This is a genomic window from Pseudonocardia charpentierae, assembly GCF_031845345.1.
GTDB classification, from domain to species: domain Bacteria; phylum Actinomycetota; class Actinomycetes; order Mycobacteriales; family Pseudonocardiaceae; genus Pseudonocardia; species Pseudonocardia charpentierae.
In genome coordinates this window covers 1-325 of record NZ_JAVREJ010000121.1, presented here as the reverse complement: position 1 = coordinate 325, position 325 = coordinate 1, and the positions used below count along the sequence as shown (strand labels likewise).

The window sequence follows — 325 nt, the reverse complement described above, 5'->3', positions numbered from 1 at the left end:
ATGCGCGTTCCGCTCGAGGGAGGCGGGCGCCTCGTGGTCGAGATGTCGGCCGAGGAGGCCAGTGACCTCGGCGACGCGCTCAAGGCTGCCTCGGGCTGACCAACCGCAGACGAATTCCCGACGACCGGCCCGTGGCCCACGCCACGGGCCGGTCGTCGCGTTGATGGACATGTGGTGACGTCCGTCCGAACACGATGACGACGACCGCGCGCGCGGATTAGTGTCGGCTGCGTGACCGGACGACAGCCGGACAACGTGCTGGGAATCGTGCTGGCAGGCGGCGAGGGCAAGAGGCTGTGGCCGCTGACGGCGGACCGCGCCAAAC

The 325-nt window shown here is 69.8% G+C and carries 2 protein-coding genes; both read left to right on the top strand.

The features are described from left to right. Window positions 1-99, top strand: a 99-nt coding sequence (locus RM445_RS32140) for a DUF3117 domain-containing protein (protein WP_311560626.1), incomplete at its 5' end; no start/stop codon positions are given. A 156-nt stretch (window positions 100-255) separates the two neighbouring features. Continuing rightward, window positions 256-325 (top strand): sugar phosphate nucleotidyltransferase (locus RM445_RS32135; protein WP_311560625.1); only part of this gene is annotated, 70 nt, incomplete at its 3' end.